Source organism: Pelagibacterium sp. H642 (assembly GCF_031202855.1).
In the GTDB taxonomy this organism is placed as follows: Bacteria; Pseudomonadota; Alphaproteobacteria; order Rhizobiales; family Devosiaceae; genus Pelagibacterium.
Window position 1 is genome coordinate 929,709 of record NZ_CP101829.1, and the last position, 16,876, is coordinate 946,584.

Below are 16,876 nucleotides of genomic sequence, written 5' to 3' on the forward strand. Positions count from 1 at the left end.
TTGTCCGCCTGCCCGCTCAAGCAGCCAGATCAGGCGCCTTGGACGACCGAGAAGCCTTCAAATTGCGGATGGCCGAGATAGATGTCGCGGCCGGCCCCTGAGCCTGCATGGGCGTCACGGAAGTTCTGGGAGCGAGTCCAGGCTTCGAAATCCTCGCGGCTTTTCCAGACCGTGTGCGAGGCATAGAGCACGTAGCCCTCATCGGTGTTTTCCGGGCCGCGCAGCAGTTGGAATTGGACAAAGCCGGGATTGTCCGCGAGCTTGGAATCGCGCGACTTCCAGATTTCTTCGAAGGTTTCGGTTGCGTCCGGTTTGATCTTGAACCGGTTCATGGCGATGAACATGAGGCTTGTCCCCTTTTTGGTGGAAGCGCCGGGGAATTCCCCCCGGCGCGGCATTTGTCAGAAACGCACGGTGGCGCCGAGCTTGAGGCTGAAGCCGGGCTCATAGACCGGGGATGTGGTCGAAGCGCTGAGCGGGTTGGCGTACTGAACGTCGAAGAGATTATCGACACGCAGGTTGAACGACACGTCCTCGGTCGCTTCATAGCTCGCGAACAGGTTGACGAGCGTGTAATCGTCCGCCGCCACGCCCTCGGGCATCCAGTGTTGCACTTCACCGCCCACGGTGAGGGCACCTTCGAGCAGCCGCACGCCGGCCTGGCCGGTGACCTGAGTGGTCGGGATGCTCGCAAGCGGAGTTTCGACGCCGCCCTCGATGGTATGGCCTTCGACCACCGATGCGCTGAGGCCGGCAAACCAGGTCTGCTGGTCGTAAAGGGCTTCGAGTTCGAAGCCGGAAATCTCGGCTTCGGCGAAATTGTCGTACTGGTAGCAAATCGGGATGACGCCCGGGCCCGGAACGAAGGTGCAGCCACTCGTCGGATCGAAGGCTGAAAGCGTCCGCGATCCGATGTAGTCGTCGATCGAATTGTCGAAATAGGCAGCCTTGAGCCGCAGGCTGTCATCGGGGGTCACAAGGCTATCGAGCGCATAGTTGACGCCGAATTCCCAGGTGGTGGCCGTTTCCGGCTGCAGGTCGGGATTGGGCAGGAAGGGGAAGACGACGCCCGAAGGATGCAGGCCGCTCATCAGCGTTTCGGTGGTCGAGGGCGAACGATAACCTTCGGCATAGGTGCCATAGACCTGCAGCCCGGAGAGTGGGCCTTGGGCGAAGGGCGACACGCCAACCGTCAGGCGCGGCGAGAAGCGGTCACCTGACGCAGAATTCTCATCACTTTCAAGGCTGTAGGAATCGTAGCGAACCGAACCGATGACTTCGAGCCAGTCATAGGTCAGCTTGTCCTGGATATAGGCGCCCCAGACGGTACGATCGCCCGAAGGCGTATAGACGTCGCTGCCGCCTTGGTAGGAGTCGGTGACGACCTCGTCGAACACCCAATCGCCGCCATAGGTCAGCTCGTGCTGGATGGCGCCGGTGTCGAAACGCGAGGTATTCCAGATATCCAGGCCATAGGTGGTGAGGTCGTAGGTGGTGTCCGAGCCGGCCGGGATGGTGATCGGCAGGCCGGTTTCGGAGGAATATTGGGTGCGATCGACCAGCGTAGTTGACGTCATGTCGACGGTATTGATCGAGCCGTTGATATGTAGGTCGAGCATCGGGTTGTCCGGGTCAACCAACTCGTACTGACCCGTGAACGTATTCTGGTAAACGTCGATGGCGCTGGTGCCACTGCTTTCCTCCCACCCATCGTCGAGACCGCTCCAGGCGAGGTTGAGTTCGCTGTTCTCGGTGGGGCGCACGGTGGCCTTGAGCAGGCCGCTGATCGCGTTGAAATCGGTGCCATCGACGGCGTTGCCGTCACCATCGGTGTATTGGCCGAAGTCGCGGAAAACGATATTGCCCAGGACATCGAAGTTCTCGGTGAGCCTGACCGCCCCGGTGGTGCTGGAGGTGATGCCGGTGGCGTTGCTGTCAAAGGACAGGGTCGTTTCCAGCGCGTATTGTTCGGACGGGCGCAGGAAGGTGTCGGCGGTCTTGGTGTTGTACATGACGACGCCGCCGATGGCGCCCGAGCCGTAGGTGTTGGCGACCGGACCGCGGATCACTTCGACCGATTCGAGCAGGTTGGGATCGACAAAGAACATCTGCGAGGTGCCGTGGCCAGACCGCGAGAAGTTCTGCCGCGCGCCATCGACGATCACCTGGACGCGGCCGAAATCCTGGAGGCCGCGGATGTTGGCGGCCGAGCCGGCGCGGCGGGCGTCGGTCTGGATGGCGACGCCGGGGACGCCGAAGAAGACGTCATTGGCGGTCGAGGGCATGCGCCGGGCGAGGGTTTCCGCATCGACCTGGCTGACCGAAGCCAAGGCTTCGATGGGCGTTTCGCCTGTGCGACTGACGACCGTGATGCGGTCGAGCAGCATCGAGCCCTGGGCGACATCGCACAGCGCCACATTGGACGCCTCGACCGGCTCGGCGCAGTAATCGGGTTGGGGCAAATCCTGAGCGTATGTCACGCCGGCCATGGCGCCATAGGCCACGCCTGCCAGAAGGGCGCCGCGGACAATTCCGCCCGTGCCGCCCCCAAAGTTGAAATTGCCTGTCGCACGTACGCGGACCTGCATCTGCCATTGCTCCTTTGATCGGACTGGTCATGCGATGCTGGCTGGCTTCAGGCTGGCTTGCGTCGACTTATCCCGCGCCTCCGTTTGGCCATAATCGGGATTGGAGTGGGTGCAATATTAAACTTGATTCTTAGAGTCAACTATTGACATCAAATTTAAGGTGACTGATTAAGTCATTATTTGAACGCACCCGCCCAGGCGGGTCGAACCAAGGTTTCCACGCGCCGGCCAATGGTCCCGAATTTGCCTTCCAGAGATGAGCCACAACCCCGGGAAAAGGGCTCCGACCGCCCAAAGACCGTTTCGACTGCCCAGCTTTTCGGGCAGTTCCGGGAGATCGCCATCGACCATGAGGGCACGATCTACAGACTCAGGATCACCCGGCAGGGCAAGCTGATTTTAAACAAATAGGACGCTGAGATGACCTCACCTTTGACGCCCTCCGAAATCCGCGATTTGCGCGCCAACCAGCCGCAGATGCGCGAACGCGATTTCGCCCGCATTCACAAGATCAGCGAGGCCCAATTGGTGGCGGCGCATGTGGGCGGAAGCGCCACCCGGCTCGATATCGATATCTCGGCGATTCTCGAAGGCGCCAGGACGCTGGGGACGGTGATGGCGCTGACGCGCAACGAAAGCGCCGTGCATGAAAAGATCGGGCCTTATGAAAAGGTGCTGGTGGGCGCGCACAACGCCATGGTGCTGGGCGAGCAGATCGACCTGCGCATCTTCCAGGGCAAGTGGGCTTCGGGGTTTGCCGTCACCAAGCAGGGCGAAGACGGGCCCAAGCACTCGCTGCAGTTTTTCGATGCGGCCGGGGACGCGGTGCACAAGATTCATCTGCGGCCCGAATCCGACCTCGACGCCTATCAGGCGCTGGTTGCAAAGCTGCGCTCTGCCGACCAGAGCGCGGAGCAGGCGACCGGGGCGGTCGCCGACGTCGAAGCCGTGGACGCCACCCGGCCGCAGGCCGATGCCGATGCGTTGCGCGACGCCTGGAGCCGGCTGACCGACACGCATCAGTTCTTCGGCATGCTGCGCGACCTCAATCTGCCGCGCCACCAGGCGCTGCGCATGGTGGGGCCGGAATACGTGCGGCAGGTCGCGACCGATGCGGTGGAAACCATGTTCAACCTCGTTGTCGACAACGGGCTGCCGCTGATGGCGTTCGTGGGCAATACCGGCTGCATCCAGATCCATTCGGGACCGGTGCACAAGGTGGCGCGAATGGGGCCGTGGCTCAACGTCATGGACGAAACGTTCCACATGCACCTGCGCACCGACCACATCGAGCATGCCTATGTGGTGCGCAAGCCGACCAGCGCCGGGTTCGTTTCCTCGCTCGAAGCCTATGACGCGGGCGGCAAGCTCATCATCCAGTTCTTCGGCAAGCGGATCGAAGGCCATGACGAGCGTCCGCTGTGGCGCGAGACGCTCGCAGCCCTGCCCGAAATCAACGCCACCGCAGCCGCCTGAGGTTCATCATGCGCCACATCCTTCTTGCCCTGACCGTTTTTTCCGCCCCTGCCCTGGCCTTGGGTCAGGAGATTACGCCTTTCGAGGATCCCTCGCGCCTTGTCACCATCGGCGGCTCGCTCACCGAAATCGTCTTCGAATTGGGGGCCGAGGATTATCTCGTTGCCCGCGATTCCACTGGCACTTATCCCGAGGCGGCGGCGGAATTGCCCGATGTGGGCTATATGCGCGCCCTGGCGCCCGAGGGGGTGCTTTCAGTGGAGCCCACCGCGCTTCTGATGCTCGAAGGAGCCGGACCGCTCGAAGCGCTCGAGGTGCTCCAGAGCGCCAGCGTTCCCATTGTCACGGTACCGGAAAGCTATGATGCGGCGGGCGTGGCCACCAAGGTCGAGATGGTGGGGGCCGCGCTGGGGCTAAACGAGGATGCCGAAGCGCTCAACGCCCGCATCGCCGCCGATTTTGCTGCGGTGGAGGAGCTGACCGCGGAAATCGGCGAGCGCAAATCTGTGCTGTTCATCCTTTCGATGGCTGGCGGACGGCTCAACGCCTCGGGCACGGGGACGGCGGCGGATGGGATCATCGCACTGGCGGGAGCCGACAACGCGATCACCGAATATGAGGGGTATCGGCAGCTCACCGAAGAGGCGATCATCAATGCCAATCCCGACGTCATTTTGATGATGGACCGGGGCGGCGACCATGCGGTGAATGATGCCGAACTGCTCAACCATCCCGCCGTTTCGCTGACCACGGCGGGACAGACCGGCGCCATCATCCGCATGGACGGGGAATATCTGCTCGGCTTCGGCCCGCGCGCCGCTTCGGCGGCCCGCGAGCTTTCCCAAGCCATCTACGCCGGGGAAGACTGAACCCCATGAGCATGATCGCCATACGGCACGCCATCGCTTCGGGCCGCCAGGGCGACCGAAGCGGGCTGGCGCGCCTGGTGCTGGCTGGCCTCGTGGCGCTGCTCGGGGTGGCAATCCTCGTGAGCCTGTTCACCGGCGCCTCGGGCGTATCGGCCCTCGATGCGGCGGCGATCTGGCTCGGGCTGGGGGGCGCCGAGGACGCCTCGGCGGCTCGGGCCATGCTGATCATCAACGAGATCCGGCTGCCGCGCATGGTGCTGGGCGCCATGGTGGGTGCTGGGCTGGCGATCTCGGGCGTCGTCATGCAGGGCATGTTCCGCAACCCGCTGGCCGATCCCGGCCTAGTGGGGGTTTCGGCCGGCGCCGGGCTCGGCGCCGTGCTGTTCATCGTGCTCGGCGGAACGGTGCTGGCGCCGATCAGCGCTGTGCTGGGCATTTACGCGGTGCCGATCGCCGCGTTCGGGGGCGGCGCGCTCACGACGATCATTCTTTACCGGGTATCGACCCAGCGCGGGCAGACGGCCATCGCCACCATGCTGCTGGCGGGCATCGCCATCGGGGCGCTCTCGGGCGCGGTGACGGGCATGCTGGTCTATATCGCCAACGACGTGCAGTTGCGCGACCTCACCTTCTGGGGGCTGGGTTCGCTGGCCGGAGCCAATTGGATGAAAGTCATCGCCAGCGCGCCATTCATGGTCACGGGGATCGTGGTTTCGCTCATGCTGTGGCGGGGGCTCAATGCGCTGACGCTGGGCGAGGCGTCGGCCCACCACATGGGTGTAGATGTCCAAAGGCTCAAGAATGTCGCCATCGGGGCGGTTGCCGCCTGTGTGGGCGCGGCCGTGGCGGTGAGCGGGGGCATCGGGTTCGTGGGCATCGTCGTGCCGCACCTTCTGCGCATCCTGATCGGGCCCGATCACCGCTATCTGCTGCCGGCCTCTGGCTTGCTGGGCGCGGCGTTTCTGCTCGGCGCGGACGCGATCAGCCGCGTGATCGTGGCACCGGCGGAACTGCCCATCGGCATCATCACCGCGAGCGTGGGGGGGCCGTTTTTCCTCTATATCCTGCTGCGGCGCAGAAACCATTTGGCCTGGTAGTCAGCCATGTATCACGCAAGCGATATCCGATACGCGATCGGGCGGCGCGAGATTTTGCGAGGGGTCGATTTTTCGGCGCGTCCAGGGGAAATGACCGTCATTGTCGGGCCGAACGGATCGGGGAAATCGACCCTGCTCAAGGCCTTGACCGGGGAAATCGCCGCCCGTGGCGAGGTCAGCATCAACGGCAATCCGCTCAAGAGCCTCAAGCCCTGGCAGAGCGCGGCGGTCCGCGCGGTGCTGCCGCAATCGAGCGTGCTGACCTTTCCCTTTTCGGTGCACGAGGTTGTGCGGCTGGGGCTCTCGGGCGGCATATCGGGAGTGTCCGAACGTGAGGCCGAACGCCTGCCGGAGATGGCGCTGGCCCGCGTGGATCTCGCCGGGTTCGGCGGCCGGTACTACAACGAGCTTTCAGGGGGCGAGCAGCAGCGGGTGCAATTGGCGCGCGTGCTGTGCCAGGTCTGGACGCCGGTGCTCGAGGGCGAGCCGCGCTACCTGCTGCTCGACGAGCCGATTTCGAGCCTCGATATCCGCCACCAGCTCCTGATCATGGACATCGCGCGCGATTATGCCCAGGCGGGTGGCGGAGTGATCGCGGTGCTGCACGATCTCAACCTGGCGGTGATGTATGCGGACCGTATCGCGGTGATGAGCCAAGGTCAGGTGGTCTCCCAAGGAACGAGCCGCACCGCGATCACCGATGCGGTGATCGAAACGGTTTTTGCCTGCCCTTTGCGCCTCAACAGCACGCCGCCGGCCGGCATGCCCTTCCTGCTGCCGCAATCGGCGCGGTAGCCGCGATCAAGGCGAACGAATGAAGGCTTGTCGTACTCCTGATAAAAATGGTCGGATAAAGTCCGGTGGAACCGAGCGGGAGGGATGGCAATGGGTTTTGGGTTCACGCTGCGCCTGGCAGCGATTGCGATGAGCTATGCGCTGTCGGTGACGGCTCCGTTTGCCCAAGTGAACGATTATCTCGGGCTGCCCGGGCCGATCGCGTTGGGTGGCGAGCAATACGAACTGGCGTGGAGCTCGAGCCCGCAGGACAATTACATCAAGCATGAATATGTCCCGGCCGGACAGACCGTCGAGGCTTTCGAGGACATGGTCATCATCGAAACGCTGATCGGCGCCATCGAGCCGCTGCAGGCCGCCGCGGCGCAGGTGGAAAACCTCAACCAGGGCCGTCCCAACGATCCACTGCTCAATATGGACCTCATCGAGAATGAGGCGAGCGGGGAAGCGCTTTTGGATTTTCTGCTCAGCGACAGAACCGCCGAGGGCGAACTCGTCATCGAATGGAATGCCTATCGGTATGCGCCCTATGAAGATGGCGAGGGCAACGCGGGCATACTCCTTTTCGCCCTCTCCCACCGGGCTTATGGCGAGGAAAACGGCCGCGCATTCCTCGAAAGCCTGGGGACGTACCGCACCGATCAGATCCAGGCCCTGGCCAGCGCACCGCTGCCGGAACCCGCCAATTAGTGGAGCGACATCGATGCGCGTTCTTGCTCTGGTTGCGCTCCTGACCGGTCCTGCCGCCGCCCAGGACATCACAAGTGTCGTAATCGCGCTAAGGTGAGCGATCACAATGGGGAGCGGAATGTCATTGGGCAGCGGGGAGGATCGCCAATGTCGAAGTTTCCGGGTTTTCTCAGATCATGCCTTGCCTGTCTCATTTGCGTTCTGCCCCTGGCGGACGCCCACGCCGAGGATGTAACGCTCAGCGGCGTCACGTTCAGCCTGCCCGACACGGGCTGGGAGCGCCAGGAAGGGTCGGGCAGCATCATCCTGCGCAGGACCTGGGATCGTGACGAAGCGGCCGGGCGCGATGAGGCCGGCGCGGCGCTGATCCAGATCCTCCCGGTCACCAACGCCACCGATTTCGACGCCAGCTTCGACCAGCTCTTCGGCCTGTTTCCCGAACTGGCCGAAGACGACCCGCTGATCGACAGCGAAGGGCGTACCGTCAACGGCCACGATATCCGCGTGGAGCTGCGCTGCTGCACGAGCCAGCAGGACCTGACGGTTTCCGCCACGCTGGCCGGCATCGCCACCGAAGGGCTCGGGCAGTACATCATGCTGATCGAAATGGAGCTTCACGACGAGGATTCCGAGGTGGCCGAGGCGGCGTTTTCCGATATCGTTCGGAGCGTGCGGTTCTCGTCCGACGAAGAGGCCTTCGCGCTTGCGCCGCCCGAGGGGGCCGGTGGGCTCGAAGGGATCTACACGACGCTGACCTCGACGCTGATGCCCAATGTGTTCGGTGGCCTGGACTTCGTGGCCGAGAACCGGGTGCTTGCGCTCGACCCCGGCGGGCTTTTCAGCACCGTCATTCCGGCCGGGACGATCCCCGACCATTGTGCCAGCGCACCGACCGATTGCGGCACCTACAGGCTGCTGGGCGGAGGGGTGTTCTCATCGGCGGACACGATCGAAATGGCCGAGGTCGCCAATCAATACGGCATACTCGAGGTCAGCCGGGAACGGTTCAGCGGCGGCAAGGAGCAACTGGTCATCGGCGATACGACCTATGATCGCGTCCCGCCGCTGTCTGCGGGGACGACGTTCGAAGGGACCTGGCGTTTTTTCTGGGCATCGAGCGGCATGACGGCAACCAGTTCGGGCGGGGTTTCGTCCGAACGGATCCTGACGCTCACACCCGACGGCCGGTTCTCGCTGACGGGTTCATCGGGGTTCATGTCCAGCTTCGATGGCGCTGATGCGACCACATCGGTAGCCGGGGCCGGTGCCGATCCGCTCCAGTCGGGCACTTATCGGGTGGAGGGCTATGAGCTCATGCTGACCGGTGAGGATGGGCAAACCGTGACGCAGAGCCTTTTTCTGCCCGAGCCCGGCAGCGACGAGTTGCTGGTGATCGGCGGCGACAACTACCTCAAGGAGGAGTGAGGCATGTCCGGTTTTGACCAAGCCGCTGCCGACACGATATTGGGCGAGCTTGCCCGGCAGATCGTGGCCGACGAGGAATTCCAAGGCAAGCCCTGGCAGGCGATAGCCCTGGTGATCGGGGTCAGGCCGCGCCGCCGCGTGTTCGGTTATCTCTACCGCCCGGATGGGAGCTGGGAGGCGGCGATACCGCGTGCGTCGAGGCCCACGATCGAAAAGGCCCAGGAACTCGCGGCCGCCATGCAGGTCGATGGCCGGGAAAGCTGGAAAGTCTGCCTGCTGCAGCTTATGGCGCCTGGTCCTCAGATCATGGCCGATTTCGAATATGACGATCACGGGCGATGGGACGTTTCGCCCGCCAATCTCGAGAGCCGGGTCGAGGAGCTTCGGCCCCAGGTTCAGCAACGTTGAGGAGCGGGCTAGGGCATGCAGGATAACGTAGCGGAGCGTCCGGGTTTGCGATCTTCGAGGATTTGGATCGGGGTGGTCATTGGCCTGATTTTTGGGGCGGGTATCGCCGCGGCGGCGGCGGCGCCCCACCTATGGCAGCCATTGCTGCGCGGTTCCGCGCCCGAGCCCATGGTGCTGCCTGAAAGCATCGGGATCGGCAGCTATCCGGCGGAGATTCCGCCGGTTCAAAGCCTGTTGTTTCTCGATATGACCGCACCTTACAGGGCGCTGGCCGAGGCCAGCTATGCCGATGTCTGGGAGACGACATATCTGTGGCGCCCCGACCGGCCGCTGCATGCGCGCGAGACGCGGCAGATGGTTGACGGCCCCGCCACGCTGATCGAAATGCTGGACCAGAACGCCCTCGATAGCGGCTGGACGCGAGACGATCGCTTCCGGCACGAGGGCTGGGCAATCACATCGGCCGGATACCAGCGCGACGGCTATATCTTTGCCATCGCCATTCTCGGGCGGCGCGCGGCGCATGCACAGGACGGGCAAATCGTCATCGGCCCGGATGCGGACGCCGCAATCGGGACGGATACGGTGCTGCCCGTTGCCATCTTCACCAATCTGCCCCGGCCGCAAAACCCGACGGTAGAGGCGCCATGGATCGCGCCCGATGCCTGGCGGACGCAATAGCGGGCTCGGGAGTTCCGTGCGTCACGCTACGGTTATTGCCGCCCGCTAGCCTGCATGTTGATCGATATTTGGGAGACCGATGATGCGATCCGCCCGTATATTTGCCACGCTCACGGCGCTGACGGTATTGGCGCCGGTTCCCGCGACTGCGGAATTTCTGGCGCCGGACTGGTCCACCCTCTCCATCGAGGGCGTCAGCCCGCCGGATTGGTTCGCCGGCGTGCGCGAGGGGAATTATATCGGCATGTGCACGGGCTGCGACGGCACGATGCTGCTCGAGGTGCGCGTTGTCCCAGACGATGGGAGATCCGTTCGGGCGAAACCACCGCTCAGACCTATACCGAAATCGGCGAGGCCAACGCATCGCAAATGGGCGGCGAAGCGGCCTATTACGGCACCAAGGAGATTGCTTTTGCTTCCGCCGTCGGGTTCGTAACGCAAGCCCGCACCGCGACGGGCGATTTCGCGGTGTCTTATCAATTGTGGAGCGACGGGCAGCAGCTCATCGTACGGGTCTACGGCAAGGATCAGGCCGCAGTCGAGGAAATCGGCGCGCGGGCGTATGAGCAGGCCGCGCCCCTGACCTTCAGGTAGGGCCCGGGCGCCCTACTCGGTTGCTCAACCGGCCATTGTGGTGGAGCGGTGCGCCCAGCCGGTGGTGCGTTTTTCGATCCAGGCCATGAGCGCATACATCGCAATGCCTTCGATGGCGAGCATCACCAGGCCGGCGAAGACGAGCGGAACGTTGAACTGGCTCTGGGCCGAACTCATCATGAAGCCGAGGCCGGAATTGGCGGCGACGGTTTCGGAAATCACCGAGCCGACAAAAGCGAGCGTGATGGCGACCTTGAGCGAACCGAAGAAATACGGCATCGAGCGCGGAATGCCGACCTTGAGCATGATGTCGATCTTTTTCGCCCCCAGGGCGCGCAGCACATCCTCGGTTTCCGGCTCGATGGTGGCAAGGCCCGTGGCCACATTCACGACAATGGGGAAAAAGGCAATGAGGAAGGCCGTCAGCACGGCCGGGACCGTTCCGATGCCGAACCAGATGACCAGAACGGGCACCAGCGCCACCTTGGGAATGGCGTTGAACCCCACCATGATGGGGTAGATCCCGGCATAGATGGTCCGCGACCAGCCGATCAGCAGGCCCAGGGCCAAGCCGCCGCCCACCGCGAGAACAAAGCCCAACGAGGTGGTATAGAGCGTCTGGAGGGAGTGCCGCTGGATGGCCGGCCAATATTGCACGATGGCCCCGAAGACGCGCGAGGGGGCGGGCAGAATGGTGTGCGGCAGCCCGGAAAGCAGGACGCCGACCTCCCAAAGCACGAACAGTGCGACGGTGTAGATCCAGGGCATCCAGGGCAGCCAGTTGAACGGCTGCCTGGCGATCGGCTCGGACTTGACCACGGCGGGAGCGGGCGTATCGGTCATGCGGCCGCCCTCGCATCGGCGATCTGGCCGCGCAGGGCGTGCACCAGATCGTTGAACTCGGGCTCGTACATGACATCGAGTTGGCGCGGCCGGGGGAACGGCACGTCATGCACGTCGAGGATGCGGCCGGGGCGCGCGCTCATCACATGGATGGTGTCGGCAAGAAACGCCGCTTCGCGCAGATCGTGGGTGACGAGCACGATGGTCACGCCTTGCGCGGCATGGAGGTCGCGGATCACCTGCCAGAGCTCCTCGCGGGTGAAAGCGTCGAGCGCGCCGAACGGCTCATCGAGCATGAGCAGTTCGGGCTCGTGGATCAGGGCCCGGCACAGATTGGCGCGCTGCTGCATGCCGCCCGAAAGCTGCCAGGGGAATTTCTCGCCAAAGCCCTTGAGGCCCACGGTCTCGAGCAGCACTTCGGCCTTGGCCACATATTCGGCCTTGTGCCTGCGCAGGCGATGGCGGTGTTTCTCGACGATCTCAAGGGGGAGCAGGATGTTGTCGAGCGTGGTGCGCCAGGGCAGCATGGTGGGGTTCTGGAACGCCATGCCCACGATCGACACCGGCTTGGTGACGCGGGCGCCCGCAACGGTGACGTTGCCCTTCTGAGGAAGATGAAGCCCGGTGACGAGCTTCATCAATGTCGATTTCCCGCACCCCGAAGGGCCGACGACGGCGGCGAACTCGCCCTTTTTGACCTTCATGTCGAGCCCGGCAACGGCCAATGTACCGTCGGCGCCGCCATAGCGCATGTCGACATCGTCGATTTCAACCAATGGCTTGTCCATCCATATCCTCCCTAGAGCATTTCCGCTTTTCTCCGAATCGCTTCAATTGCTCTAAGTCTTTGTTTTATCGCGCGTCCGAACCGCAAAACCGTTTCCATGCCCGGTCAAGCCGGGGACATGCTTTTTGCTGGGCACGCTCTGGAGCCGGGCCCGTAGGCCCGGCATTTGTGCCTATCGTCAGTTGAACATGCGCTCTTCTGCCGGAGGCAAGAAGCTGTCGTCAAAGACATCCGCCGCGGAAATATCCGACGAGATGCCGATCGAGGTGCCCAACTGCTCGATGGAGGCGTCAAGGCGCTCCATGTCCACGCCGCCGAACCCGTTTTCCTGCACATAGGGGGTGTAGATGTTCATCTCATTGGCCATGGTCAGGCGCTCGGTTTCGATGGCGACATCGAGAATGTCATTGGCAGCGACCACCGCCTCCGCGCCGGCCGCCGGATCGGCCACAGCATCGGCAAAGCCCCTGGTCAGCGCCCGCAGCATGCCTTGAACCACCTCGGGATTTTCGGCGGCGAAATTGGTGTTGACCATGATGGCGTTGCCATAAAGATCGAGCCCGTGATCGGCCATCATGATCGGCACGATATCCTCATCGGGGACGCCCTGGGCCTTCAAATTGAGGATCACCGAAAAGGCAAAGCCGAACACCGCATCGACATCACCCTGGGCAAGCATGGGCTCGCGCACCGGAAAGCCGATGGATTCGATGGTGATGTCGGAGGTATCGATCCCCGATGCCTCGACAAAGGCCGGCCATTGGGCGAACGCACCGTCGGGCGGGGGTGCGCCCAAGGTCTTGCCTTCGAGCGAGGCCGGATCGTCGGTGATGCCCAGCGATCTGCGCCCCACGATGGAGAAGGTGGGCGTTTCGTAGATCATCATGATGGCCTTGATCGGCTGGCTCGCGTCCTCATCGAGGAACTTGATGAGCGAATTGATGTCGCCAAAGCCCATGTCATAGGCGCCGGTCGCAACGCGCGGAATGACGTCCACCGAGCCATTGCCGACGTCGAAGGTGACATCGAGGCCTTCCTCTTCGAAATAGCCGTTGGCCTCGGCGAGCATGAAGCCGGCGGCAGGCCCCTCGATGCGCCAGTCGAGCGTGAACCGGACCGGCGTCAATTCCTGCGCCCATGCGGGCGCGCCCAAGCCCGTGCCGAAAGCCAGAGCCCCGACGGCAAACGCGAACTGTCTCAGGTGAAGCATTTGGTTCCCTCTTGTTTTCCAAGGGGATCAAAGCTCGCGATCTCCGGGCTGTAAAGGGGAAAATGCCTGTTCTTAGGCAATGACTTGCAAGTGATCAAACTATATGCACGCCGCCTACGGTATTTGTTCAATCCGGCATCATTTCGGTTAGCCCGTCCGATGCGTCCCGGAACCGAGCCTTGCCACCGACATTGAGCAATCAATGCGATAGGACGAGGTGAAGGCATGGCGCGCAAACTCCACTTGGAACCCTATGAAGGACCGGCAGGGGGATGGGGCTCGATCAAATCGGTGGCCCGACACATGGCCAAGCAAGGGGTGATGCCGGGCGCGACAGCGGAGCTTATGGTGCAGAACAAGCCCGATGGCTTCATGTGCGTGAGCTGCGCCTGGGCCAAACCGCGGCCGACCCATGCTGCCGAATTTTGCGAAAACGGCGCCAAGGCGACTTTTGCGGAAATCACCAAGAAGCGGGCAACGCCGGACTTTTTTGCCAAGCACACCGCAAGCGAGTTGCGCGAGTGGTCCGACCACGACCTCGAAGAGGTGGGCCGTCTGACCCATCCCATGCGGTTCAATCACGACCTCGACCGGTACGAACCGGTGGAGTGGGACGAAGCGATCTCCGATATCGGGAGAGAACTGAGGGCGATCGGGGCGCGCGATCCGCGACGGGCGGTGTTTTATACCTCAGGACGGGCCTCGCTCGAAGCCTCTTATATGTATCAGCTCTTCGCGCGCATGTTCGGCCACAACAACCTGCCCGACAGCTCCAACATGTGCCATGAATCCACGTCCGTGGCGCTGCCGGAATCGATCGGGGTGCCGGTGGGCACGGTTCGGCTGGAGGATTTCGACGAGGTCGACCTGATCTTGTTCTTCGGTCAGAACGTGGGATCGAACAGCCCCCGGATGCTGCACCAGCTCAAGGATGCGGTTGAGCGCGGAACGACGATCATCACGTTCAATCCGCTGCGCGAAAGGGGCCTGGAGCGGTTCGTCGACCCGCAAAATCCCGCGCAGATGCTCTCGACGGACCAAACGCAGATTTCGAACCTTTATTATCAGGTGCGGGCCGGCGGCGACATCGCGGCAATCACCGGCATCTGCAAGGCGCTGTTCACGCTGGATCGCGAGAGCCGCGACGGCGCCGGGTGGGGCGTGTTCGACACCGAATTCATCGCCGAGCATACTGACGGCTTTGCGGGCCTTGAGGCATTCGTTGCCGCGCAGGAGTGGGGCGAGCTCGAACGCGAAAGCGGGCTGACGCGCACCGACATGGAGATGGTGGCAAAGATCTACGCCAAGTCCCGCAACGTCATCGGCATCTATGGCATGGGACTGACCCAGCACAAGCTGGGGGTGGAGACCGTCCAGATGCTGGTCAACCTGCTGCTCTTGCGCGGCAATATCGGGCGGCCCGGTGCGGGCATCTGCCCGGTGCGCGGCCACTCCAACGTGCAGGGCCAGCGCACGGTGGGAATTTCCGAAAAGCCTGAACTGGTGCCTCTCGACCGACTGGCCGAGCAATTTGACTTCGAGCCGCCGCGTGAGAAGGGACACGATACGGTGGAGACCTGCGAAGGGATCATCAAGGGCGAAGTCGATGCCTTTATCGGGCTTGGCGGCAACTTCCTGCGGGCGGTTCCCGATCGTGGCCCGATGGAGACGCACTGGCCGCATATGCGCCTTACGGTGCAGATCGCGACCAAGCTCAATCGCAGCCATCTGTTCAATGGGCAGACGGCCTACCTGCTGCCCTGCCTGGGCCGGATCGAGATCGACCGCCAGGCGAGCGGCGAACAGATGGTGTCGATGGAGGATTCCACCGGGGTCTTCCACTCCTCCCATGGCAAGCGCGAACCGGCCAGCGAGCACTTGCGCTCCGAGCCCTGGATCGTCGCCAACATGGCCAAGGCGACGCTGGGTCCGCGCAACAATGGGCCGGACTGGGATGGCTGGGTGAGCAATTACGACCTGGTCCGTGATGCGATTGCCCAGACCTGGCCGGATATGTTCGGCGGGTTCAACACGCGCATCCGCGAAAAGGGCGGGTTCGGCAAGCCGATCCCGGCACGCGAGCGGAAATGGAATACCGAGACGGGCAAGGCCAATTTCATCACCCCAAGCGCGCTCAATGCCAGCTTCGATACCGGCGAGGACGATGGGGTGCTAAGACTCGTCACCCTTCGCAGCAACGACCAGTTCAACACAACTGTCTATGGCTATCGCGACCGGTTCCGGGGCATCTATGGATCGCGCATGGTGGTGCTGCTCAACGAGGCCGATATGGAACGGTTCGACCTCGACAAGGGCCAGGAGATCGCCCTTGTCGCCAAGGCCGATGACGGGGTTCACCGGCGGCTCGATGGGCTGACGGTCGTTCCCTACGACATTCCTCGTGGGTGTGTGGGCGCCTATTATCCGGAAGCCAACGTGCTCGTGCCGCTTTACCAGCGGGCTGAACGCAGCCACGTGCCGGCCGCCAAATCGGTTCCCGTGACCATCGTGCCCATGCGGGAGAATACGGCGTGAACCCGGCACGGCTAACCCATCCGCTTAAACTGGGAACGAAGGCGGAAGTGATCACCCGGGCCGTGCCCGAGGAAGTTCCGGTGGCGATTGTCTGCAATGGCACGAGCGTGGGCGTGATGATGGCCACGCCTACCGATCTCGCCGATTTTGCGCTGGGGTTCTGCATTTCCGAAGGCATCATCGACGATAAGGGGGAGATCGAAAGCCTCGATATCGTCGAGCATGGCGAGGGGATAGAACTTCGGTTATGGATCGAGCCGAGCAAGGCCGATCGCCTTCTGGCGCGCCGGCGCAGAGCGGCTGGGCCGACCGGCTGCGGCCTGTGCGGGATCGAAAGCCTGCAGGAAGCCAGCCGGGCGCTACCGGCGGTGCTCCACGAGGACCTTGCCGTCGATGCGTCTTTGCTGCGGCAGGCGGTGCAATTGCTGCGCGGCGAGCAGCACCTCAACGGGCTCACCCACGCTGTACACGCGGCGGCAAGCTGGTCGCCCGAACGTGGATTTGGGATGGTGCGGGAGGACGTGGGACGTCACAATGCGCTCGATAAGCTCATCGGGGCGATGCTGACGGGCGATCAGCAGCCTGCGATCCTGCTTCTCACCAGCCGGGTTTCGATCGAACTGATCCAGAAGGCGGCTATAGCGGGGTTCGGGCTCATCGCGGCCGTTTCGGTCCCTACAGCTTTGGCGGTGCGCACCGCCGAGGCGTGCAACATTACGCTGATCGGCGTTGCGCGGGATGACGGGTTCGAGGTGTTCACATGCGGGCATCGCGTGCGGGCCGATCGTGGCGGCGGGTTCCACGGCAGGGCCGGGCTGCGGCCGGAATGGGGGAACACATAAGAGGCGCTGCCGTTCTGCCATGGTTGGCCTGGAGCT

The 16,876-nt window shown here is 63.2% G+C and carries 17 protein-coding genes; 12 read left to right on the forward strand and 5 right to left on the reverse strand.

Annotation, left to right across the window (positions count from 1 at the left end; translation table 11 throughout):
• Positions 1–29: 29 nt before the first annotated feature.
• Complete coding sequence (locus tag NO934_RS04660) at positions 30–344, reverse strand: antibiotic biosynthesis monooxygenase (protein ID WP_309162577.1); 315 nt, start codon at positions 342–344, stop codon at positions 30–32.
• Between the two features lie 57 nt (positions 345–401).
• Positions 402–2,588: a TonB-dependent receptor domain-containing protein gene (locus tag NO934_RS04665; protein ID WP_309162578.1), complete on the reverse strand. Its 2,187-nt coding sequence runs from the start codon at positions 2,586–2,588 to the stop codon at positions 402–404.
• A gap of 231 nt (positions 2,589–2,819) precedes the next feature.
• Between NO934_RS04665 and hemP the strand changes: the two genes are divergently transcribed.
• From hemP to NO934_RS04715, 10 genes are all read left to right on the forward strand, one after another.
• The gene (hemP, locus tag NO934_RS04670) at positions 2,820–2,999 is read left to right on the forward strand and encodes a hemin uptake protein HemP (protein WP_309162580.1); all 180 of its coding nucleotides are present in this window, start codon (positions 2,820–2,822) and stop codon (positions 2,997–2,999) included.
• A gap of 9 nt (positions 3,000–3,008) precedes the next feature.
• Entirely contained in the window at positions 3,009–4,064 is a 1,056-nt protein-coding gene (locus tag NO934_RS04675; RefSeq protein ID WP_309162582.1) for a ChuX/HutX family heme-like substrate-binding protein, read from the forward strand.
• An 8-nt stretch (positions 4,065–4,072) separates the two neighbouring features.
• On the forward strand, positions 4,073–4,933 hold the full coding sequence (locus NO934_RS04680; protein WP_309162585.1) for an ABC transporter substrate-binding protein: 861 nt from the start codon (positions 4,073–4,075) through the stop codon (positions 4,931–4,933).
• 5 nt (positions 4,934–4,938) lie between these two features.
• Positions 4,939–6,030, forward strand: coding sequence for an iron ABC transporter permease (locus NO934_RS04685; RefSeq protein ID WP_309162587.1), 1,092 nt, complete (start codon positions 4,939–4,941; stop codon positions 6,028–6,030).
• A 6-nt stretch (positions 6,031–6,036) separates the two neighbouring features.
• On the forward strand, positions 6,037–6,825 hold the full coding sequence (locus NO934_RS04690) for a heme ABC transporter ATP-binding protein (protein ID WP_309162588.1): 789 nt from the start codon (positions 6,037–6,039) through the stop codon (positions 6,823–6,825).
• Positions 6,826–6,915: 90 nt separating this feature from the next.
• Positions 6,916–7,515, forward strand: coding sequence for a hypothetical protein (locus NO934_RS04695; RefSeq protein WP_309162590.1), 600 nt, complete (start codon positions 6,916–6,918; stop codon positions 7,513–7,515).
• A gap of 147 nt (positions 7,516–7,662) precedes the next feature.
• Positions 7,663–8,940, forward strand: coding sequence for a hypothetical protein (locus NO934_RS04700; RefSeq protein ID WP_309162594.1), 1,278 nt, complete (start codon positions 7,663–7,665; stop codon positions 8,938–8,940).
• Between the two features lie 3 nt (positions 8,941–8,943).
• A complete protein-coding gene (locus tag NO934_RS04705) occupies positions 8,944–9,348 on the forward strand; it encodes a hypothetical protein (RefSeq protein ID WP_309162597.1) in 405 nt (134 codons plus the stop codon).
• Positions 9,349–9,363: 15 nt separating this feature from the next.
• Positions 9,364–10,029, forward strand: a complete 666-nt coding sequence (locus tag NO934_RS04710) for a hypothetical protein (RefSeq protein WP_309162598.1) — start codon at positions 9,364–9,366, stop codon at positions 10,027–10,029.
• 246 nt (positions 10,030–10,275) lie between these two features.
• The gene (locus tag NO934_RS04715; RefSeq protein WP_309162600.1) at positions 10,276–10,623 is read left to right on the forward strand and encodes a hypothetical protein; all 348 of its coding nucleotides are present in this window, start codon (positions 10,276–10,278) and stop codon (positions 10,621–10,623) included.
• A gap of 24 nt (positions 10,624–10,647) precedes the next feature.
• On the opposite strand, the gene NO934_RS04720 is transcribed toward NO934_RS04715, so the two are convergent.
• The 3 genes from NO934_RS04720 to NO934_RS04730 form a co-directional block, all read right to left on the reverse strand.
• The gene (locus NO934_RS04720; protein WP_309162601.1) at positions 10,648–11,466 is read right to left on the reverse strand and encodes an ABC transporter permease; all 819 of its coding nucleotides are present in this window, start codon (positions 11,464–11,466) and stop codon (positions 10,648–10,650) included.
• On the reverse strand, positions 11,463–12,254 hold the full coding sequence (locus NO934_RS04725) for an ABC transporter ATP-binding protein (RefSeq protein WP_309162602.1): 792 nt from the start codon (positions 12,252–12,254) through the stop codon (positions 11,463–11,465). The genes NO934_RS04720 and NO934_RS04725 overlap by 4 nt, the downstream gene beginning before the upstream one ends.
• 177 nt (positions 12,255–12,431) lie before the next feature.
• On the reverse strand, positions 12,432–13,463 hold the full coding sequence (locus NO934_RS04730) for an ABC transporter substrate-binding protein (protein ID WP_309162603.1): 1,032 nt from the start codon (positions 13,461–13,463) through the stop codon (positions 12,432–12,434).
• A 225-nt stretch (positions 13,464–13,688) separates the two neighbouring features.
• Here NO934_RS04730 and NO934_RS04735 point away from each other — a divergent pair, with 225 nt between their 5' ends.
• A complete protein-coding gene (locus NO934_RS04735; protein ID WP_309162604.1) occupies positions 13,689–15,998 on the forward strand; it encodes an FdhF/YdeP family oxidoreductase in 2,310 nt (769 codons plus the stop codon).
• On the forward strand, positions 15,995–16,840 hold the full coding sequence (fdhD, locus tag NO934_RS04740; RefSeq protein WP_309162606.1) for a formate dehydrogenase accessory sulfurtransferase FdhD: 846 nt from the start codon (positions 15,995–15,997) through the stop codon (positions 16,838–16,840). Before NO934_RS04735 ends, fdhD begins: the two co-directional genes overlap by 4 nt.
• Positions 16,841–16,876: the final 36 nt, after the last annotated feature.